Below are 6,606 nucleotides of genomic sequence, written 5' to 3'. Positions count from 1 at the left end.
AATCCACTCCGACGGCAGGTGAATCCGGCTGAAGAACCCTTCGCCGGGTCCCCCACCGCAATTTCAATGGAAATCGGAGCTCTGATTTCCATTGAAATTGCGGACCTCGTCACCCGTTCGGGGGCATGACGAGACGAGGGGCGTCCCCGGCCAAGTCGCCTGGCCGGGGACGCCCCTCGCTTGTAACTCGTTCGGGCTACTCCGCCGCGGTCTGCTCCGGGCGGACCGACTTGCGGAGCCGGTCGCCGATGCCCGCGATGCGGCCCAGCACGCCGTTGACGAAGCGCGGCGAGTCGTCCGTCGACAGCGCCTTGACCAGCTCCACGGCCTCGTCGATGGCCACCGCCGGCGGCACGTCGTCGCTCCACAGCAGCTCGTACAGGCCCAGCCGCAGCACCGAGCGGTCGACCGCGGGCATCCGCCCCAGCGACCAGCCCTCGGCGTGCTGCGTGAGCACCTCGTCGATCCGCTCGCGGTTCGCCGTCACGCCCTCGACCAGGGCGATCGTGTAGTCGCCGACCGGCGGGACCTCCGGCGAGCCGACGCGCTCGGCCAGCAGGGTCACCGCGTCGATGCCGCGCTGATCGGCCTCGTAGAGGAAGTCCACGGCACGCTTGCGTGCCTTGCTCCGAGAACCCACCTCACACCCTCTTTCCGGCCGGGCCGAATGCCGCGGCCGACGGGCAGGCGATCATTTGCTGCTGACGCGGCTGAGGTACCGGCCGTCGCGCGGGTCGACCTTCACCTTGTCACCGGTGTTGAGGAACAGCGGGACCTGGATCTCCGCACCGGTCTCCAGGGTGGCGGGCTTGGTGCCGCCGGTGGAGCGGTCGCCCTGCAGGCCCGGGTCGGTGTGCGAGACGACGAGCTCGACCGAGGCCGGCAGCTCGACGTACAGCGGGGCCTCGTCGTGGCGGGCCACGACGACGGCGCTGTTCTCCAGCATGTAGTTCGCGGCGTCCCCGACGACGTCGGCCGAGATGTTGACCTGGTCGTAGGTGTCGGGGTCCATGAACACGTAGTCGGTGCCGTCGTTGTAGAGGTAGGTCATCTCGCGGCGGTCGACGTTCGCGGTGTCCACCTTGACGCCGGCGTTGAAGGTCTTGTCCACGACCTTGCCGGAGAGGACGTTCTTCAGGGTGGTGCGAACGAAGGCGCCGCCCTTGCCGGGCTTGACGTGCTGGAAGTTCACGACGGTCCACAACTGGCCGTCGATGTTGAGCACCAGTCCGTTCTTCAGGTCGTTCGTGGATGCCACGGTGGGGGTCTCTCCTGTGGTGATGGCTTGGGCGTGTTGCCGACGCGAACCGGATTCCGGCGTACCGGCGCACCTCGGCGCGTCAGACTTCGACGAGCTCCTTCGTCGTCAAGGTGAGGAGCTCCGGCGTGCTGGGACGCACGACCAGCGTGTCCTCGATGCGGACCCCGCCCTGCCCTGCCAGGTAGACACCAGGCTCGACGGTGACCGCCATCCCGGCGCCGATTCTACCGTCCCCCCGCTGCGACAACGCCGGTGCCTCGTGGATCTCCAGGCCGACGCCGTGTCCGAGGCCGTGCAGGAACTGCTCGCCGTAGCCCGCGTCCTCGATCACCTTACGGGCCGCGGTGTCCACCGCCTTCACATCGGTGTCGACGGCGAGGGCGGCCCGGCCGGCGGCCTGCGAGGCGCGCACCAGCTCGTAGATCTCGCGCTGCCAGTCCGCCGCCTTGCCGAGCACCACGGTCCGGGTCATGTCCGAGTGGTAGCCGTCGACGAGGGCGCCGAAGTCCATCTTCACGAAGTCTCCGGCCGCCAGCACCGCGTCGGTGGGCCGGTGGTGCGGCACCGCGGAGTTCGCCCCGGCGGCGACGATCGTCTCGAACGACGGTCCGGCCGCGCCGTGGTCGAGCATGCGGGTCTCCAGCTCGCGGGCGACCTCCAGCTCGGTGCGGCCGGGGCGCAGCCCGCCGTGCGCGATGAGGTCGGCCAGCGCCCGGTCGGCGGCCGCGCACGCCATCCGCAGCGCGTCGATCTCGGTCTCGTCCTTGATCAGCCGCAGCTGCTCGACGAGGCCGGGCGCGCGCACCAGTTCCGCCTCGCCCGCCGCGGCGGCCAGCACGTCGCGGCCGTCGACGGTGACGTGCTGGCTTTCGAAGCCGACGCGGCGGTGCCCGGCGGCGTCGGCCCCGATCCGCTCGGCCAGCGCCAGATCGCTCGGCCGCTCGATGACCCGCTCCAGGTCCGGCACCTGCGCCCCGGCCTGGATCAGGTACCGGCCGTCGGTGCAGAACACCGTCCGCGACTCGGTCCCCGGCTCGTCCGCGGCGTGCACCACCAGCGCCGCGTTGGATCCGGTGAAGCCGGTCAGGTAGCGGATGTTGAGCAGGTCGGTCACCAACATCGCGTCCAGGTCCCGCTCGCGCAGCTGGTCGCGGAGGGCGTGGCGTCGGTGGGCGTGCGTTTCGGGCATGTTTCGGAGCCTAGCTCGCGTCGTGGCGAACGGGCCTGGTCACGCCAACGTCGGCGGGAAGCCGCCACGAGCTTGCGCGGCCCGGCTCGTCGGTGCAGGGCGCTACCCTCCCGGCATGTCGCTGACGTGGAGCGCGTTGGACAGTCCCGTCGGGGAGCTGACGGTCGTCGCAGCCGCCGACGAGGTGTGCCGGGTCGCCTTCGCCGCGCCGGACCGGGTACTCGGCGAGTTCGACGGCGTCGAGCCAAGCCGGGGCACCGGCGTGGCGGCCGAGGCCGCGCGGCAGCTCGGCGAGTACTTCTCGCGCGGGCGCCGGGAATTCGACGTGCCGATCGCGTGGGCGCCGCTGGAGGGCCTGCGGCTGCACGTGTTGCGCACGCTGCACGAGCTGGTGCCCTTCGGCGAGACGGTGAGCTACAAGGGGCTGGCGGAGCTTTCCGGGCGGCCGGAGGCCTCGCGGGCGGTCGGCACGATCATGGGCAGCAATCCGGTGCCGCTGCTGGTGCCGTGCCACCGGGTGCTGGCCAGCGGCGGCGGCCTCGGCGGGTTCGGCCCGGGCCTGGAGGCCAAGCGGCGGCTGCTGGTGCTGGAGGGCGTCCTGGAGCCCAGCCTGCTGGAGCTCGACCTGCTCTCGTGAGCGATCGTTGCGGCAAGAACGGGAACCTTCACTCACGAGCCCGGCGGCCCAGGAACAGGTGGTAGGTCGTCTCCTGCTGCCCCAGCGTCACCGGGATCGGGATCTCCTCGCAGTTCCCGAAGACCTCGCGCATGGCGGCACTGAGGTCCGGGGAGGTGTCGGCCGACCAGATCGCCACGGTGCCTTCCGGGGTGAGCTTCTCCCTGCAGCGGGCCAGGAAATCGGCTCGGTAGAGAGCGGAATTGCCGTCGTAGACGAGGAAGTCCGGACCGTTGTCCACATCGAGCAGCAGGACGTCGAAGCTGCTGGGCGGTTGCGCGTCGAGCACCTCGGCGACGTCGCCGACGCGGAACACCACCCGGTCGTCCCGGATCGCATCGGCGGTTTCGGGGACGAGCCCGCGGCGGTGCCAGTTGATCAGGTCCGGCTCGATCTCGACGACGTGCGCTTCGCGGACCCGCGGATCGGCCAGCACTTCCCGCAGCGTGAACCCCAGCCCCAGGCCGCCGACCAGCACCCGGTCGGTCCGGGCGGCAGCGCGCAGCGTGGCGCGGGCGAGCAGCCGTTCGGTCTCGGTGTGCACCGTGTCCATCACGAAAACGCCGTTGACCCGGAGCTCCAGCGCGCCGCCCCGGCGGAGCAGCACGAGTTCCCCGCGCTCGGAATCGTTGCGCGCGACTTGTTCCGTCATCGCCACCAAAGTTAGCCAACCCGGCGGCGGGTGGGCGATCCACCGCCGTTGTCCGGTTTTGACCGGTCGGATGAGCCGGTTCGGGTAGTCGGCGGAGGCGCTTCGGGGTATTGGCGGCCGAGGCGGCCGCTCCCACAATTGTTGTGACCCAAAACTTATTTCCCACCCCGAAGGGAAGCGCCGTGCTCAGCAGACGTTCCTTCCTCGGCGGAGTCTCCGCCGCCGCCCTCGCCGTACCTGTCATCGGCGGCCTCGCCGCCGCCCCGGCCTTCGCCGGCCGCCGCGCTCCCGACGTCCCGCTACCGCTGACGATCGTCAACCGCAGCGGCCAGTTCGACAACGCGTCCATCTGGGTCTACGTCGTCGGCGTGAACCTCGACTCCGGCGAGCAGTGCCGGGTCTCGCCCGACGGGCAGCTGGTGCCGGTTTCGCCGTCCGACAACGGTTCCGACGGCTTCGCCGACTACGCCATCCCGTTGCAGGGCAGCGGCGACACGACGCTGAACCTGCCGAGCATGTCCGGCCGGATCTACTTCGCGCTCGGCGAGAAGCTGAAGTTCAAGGTCGTCCCGGGCGGCGACGGCAAGCCCGCGCTGCAGTACCCGGCGGGCTGGGTCGACACCGATCCGAACCACTCGATCCTGCACGACACTGTCGAATTCACCCTCAAGCCCGACGGGATGTACTGCAACACGACGATGGTCGACATGTTCAGCGTGCCGCTGTCGATCCGGCTGCAGGGCGCGCAGGACCAGACCACGGGCACGGTGCCCGCCGGGGGCCGCGAGAAGATCCTCAGCGGTGTCACCGAGAACGCGGACTTCGCCGGGCTGCGGCAGCAGGACCTGCGGGTGATCGCGCCGGGCCACGGGCTCGACCTCGGCGCGTTCTCCGGCAGCTACTACGACTCCTACATCGACGAGGTCTGGGCCAAGTACCAGGGCAGCCAGCTGAAGGTGAACACCGGCGACGGCCGCATCTTCACGGGCCAGATCTCCGGCGACACCTTCAACTTCGACGGCGGCGTGCAGCCGATCGGACGACCGTCCACAAGGGACGTGCTGTTCTGCGACGGCGCGCTGGCCGCCCCGAACGACGGCATCACCGGTCCGGTGGCGGCCATCCTGGGCGCCGGCTTCAACCGCTCCATCCTGCTGGACCTGGCCGACCAGCCCGGCACCGATCCGGGCGCGTTCTACCAGCACCAGGTCACCAACCACTTCGCCAAGGTGATGCACGCCAACACCGAGGACGGCAAGGCCTACGGGTTCGCCTTCGACGACGTGGCCGGTTTCGCCTCCTACATCCAGGACGGGGCGCCGAAGTCGATCACCGTGACGCTGACCCCGTGGTGACCGGCTCCGGCTTCGACCGCGGGGCGACCCGGATCGACACCGAGAACGCCGTCGCCAGCAGGCAGAGCAGGCCCGCGCCGTACCAGGCGGCGGCGTAGTCGCCGAACTGGTCGCGCACCACGCCCGCGATGCTGGCGATGGCCGCCGCGCCGATCTGGTGCGAGGCGAACACCCAGCCGAACACCACCGAGGCGCGGGGCCCGAAGTGCTCCCGGCACAGCGCCATGGTCGGCGGCACGGTGGCCACCCAGTCCAGCCCGTAGAACACCACGAACAGCACCATGCTCGCCTCCACCGAGGGGCCGAGCAGCTGCGGCAGCACGAACAGTGACAGGCCGCGCAGCGTGTAGTAGGCGGCGAGCAGCAGGCGCGGGTTGACCTTGTCGGTCAGCCAGCCGGAGAGCACCGTGCCGAGCACGTCGAACACGCCGATCACCGCGAGCAGCCCGGCAGCGGTCGTGGTCGGCATGCCGTGGTCGTGCGCGGCGGGCACGAAGTGCGTGTTCACCAGCCCGTTGGTGCTCGCCCCGCAGATCGCGAATCCGCCCGCCAGCAGCCAGAAAGCGGGCTTGCGGGCCGCGTCGCGAAGGGCGCGGAGCGCGACCGCGGCCGGGTTGCCGCGGTCGCGCTCCGGCTCCGGCTCGTCGCCCGTCGCGCCGTAGGCGGTGACGCCGGCGTCGCGGGGGTGGTCGCGCATCACCAGCCACACCAGCAGGCCGACCAGCAGCGCGGTGCCCGCGATGACCAGCGAGGTGAAGCGCCAGCCGTCGCTCTCGACGAGCACGGCCGCCAGCGGCAGGAAGATCAGCTGACCGGTCGCGCTGCCCGCGGTCAGCACGCCGCTGACGAGGCCGCGACGCTGCACGAACCACCGGTCGACCACTGTGGACACAAAGGCCAGCGCCATCGACCCGGTGCCCAGGCCCACGAGGAGGCCCCAGCACACGATCAGCTGCCAGCTGGCGGTCATGAACACCGTCAGCCCGCTGCCTGCCGCGATGAGCAGCAGCGCGGCGACGGTGACCCGGCGGATGCCGAAGCGCGCCATCAGGGCCGCGGCGAACGGCGCGGTCAGGCCGTAGAGGAGCAGGTTCAGCGACACGGCGGCCGAGATGACGCTGTGCGGCCAGCCGAACTCGTCGTGCAGCGGATTCATGAACACGCCGGGCATCGACCGGAAGGCGGCGGACCCGAGCAGGGCGATGAAGGCGGCGGCCGCGACCCACCAGGCGGGGTGGACGCGTCGCGCGGTCCCAGTACTGATCACATCGAAGAGCCTCGCCGAAACGGCGGGGCGGAACCAGTGGCCGGGAAGACAATATATGAGAAGATCCGGCCATGGCCACTAAGAGTTCCTAACAGAATGATCACTTGTAGTGACTGGCATTCCCTGATGGTTGATCATGATCGTGTGAAGAAGGGTGAGCAGCCGCCATGGATCGTGTCCGACGAGCTGTGGGAGCGAATCGAGCC

Annotated in this window: 7 protein-coding genes; 2 read left to right on the top strand and 5 right to left on the bottom strand. The window is 70.3% G+C overall.

Going from position 1 to position 6,606, the window contains the following annotated elements; translation table 11 throughout:
- Positions 1-196: 196 nt before the first annotated feature.
- The 3 genes from nusB to E1288_RS45710 form a co-directional block, all read right to left on the bottom strand.
- Positions 197-640, bottom strand: a complete 444-nt coding sequence (gene nusB, locus E1288_RS45720; protein WP_132495523.1) for a transcription antitermination factor NusB — start codon at positions 638-640, stop codon at positions 197-199.
- Positions 641-691: 51 nt separating this feature from the next.
- The gene (gene efp / locus E1288_RS45715; protein WP_093275318.1) at positions 692-1,258 is read right to left on the bottom strand and encodes an elongation factor P; all 567 of its coding nucleotides are present in this window, start codon (positions 1,256-1,258) and stop codon (positions 692-694) included.
- Positions 1,259-1,340: 82 nt separating this feature from the next.
- Entirely contained in the window at positions 1,341-2,450 is a 1,110-nt protein-coding gene (locus E1288_RS45710; protein ID WP_132495521.1) for a M24 family metallopeptidase, read from the bottom strand.
- Positions 2,451-2,565: 115 nt separating this feature from the next.
- Here E1288_RS45710 and E1288_RS45705 point away from each other — a divergent pair, with 115 nt between their 5' ends.
- Positions 2,566-3,087 (top strand): methylated-DNA--[protein]-cysteine S-methyltransferase, encoded by a 522-nt coding sequence (locus E1288_RS45705; protein WP_132495519.1) that lies wholly within the window; start codon positions 2,566-2,568, stop codon positions 3,085-3,087.
- Between the two features lie 28 nt (positions 3,088-3,115).
- On the opposite strand, the gene E1288_RS45700 is transcribed toward E1288_RS45705, so the two are convergent.
- On the bottom strand, positions 3,116-3,778 hold the full coding sequence (locus E1288_RS45700; protein WP_132495517.1) for a spermidine synthase: 663 nt from the start codon (positions 3,776-3,778) through the stop codon (positions 3,116-3,118).
- Between the two features lie 182 nt (positions 3,779-3,960).
- Between E1288_RS45700 and E1288_RS45695 the strand changes: the two genes are divergently transcribed.
- Entirely contained in the window at positions 3,961-5,133 is a 1,173-nt protein-coding gene (locus E1288_RS45695; protein ID WP_132495515.1) for a glycoside hydrolase family 64 protein, read from the top strand.
- Here E1288_RS45695 and E1288_RS45690 read toward each other — a convergent pair.
- Entirely contained in the window at positions 5,108-6,400 is a 1,293-nt protein-coding gene (locus tag E1288_RS45690; protein WP_132495513.1) for an MFS transporter, read from the bottom strand. The two genes, E1288_RS45695 and E1288_RS45690, sit on opposite strands and share 26 nt — an antisense overlap.
- Positions 6,401-6,606 lie beyond the last annotated feature (206 nt).

The organism is Saccharopolyspora elongata (assembly GCF_004348985.1).
Classification (GTDB): domain Bacteria; phylum Actinomycetota; class Actinomycetes; order Mycobacteriales; family Pseudonocardiaceae; genus Saccharopolyspora; species Saccharopolyspora elongata.
This window is presented reverse-complemented; position numbering and strand designations above follow the sequence as displayed.

Excerpts from the sequence above, each read along its gene's own strand:
- E1288_RS45710 (WP_132495521.1), bottom strand. The coding sequence starts at position 2,450 with ATGCCCGAAACGCACGCCCACCGACGCCACGCCCTCCGCGACCAGCTG.
- E1288_RS45705 (WP_132495519.1), top strand. The coding sequence starts at position 2,566 with ATGTCGCTGACGTGGAGCGCGTTGGACAGTCCCGTCGGGGAGCTGACG.
- E1288_RS45700 (WP_132495517.1), bottom strand. The coding sequence starts at position 3,778 with ATGACGGAACAAGTCGCGCGCAACGATTCCGAGCGCGGGGAACTCGTG.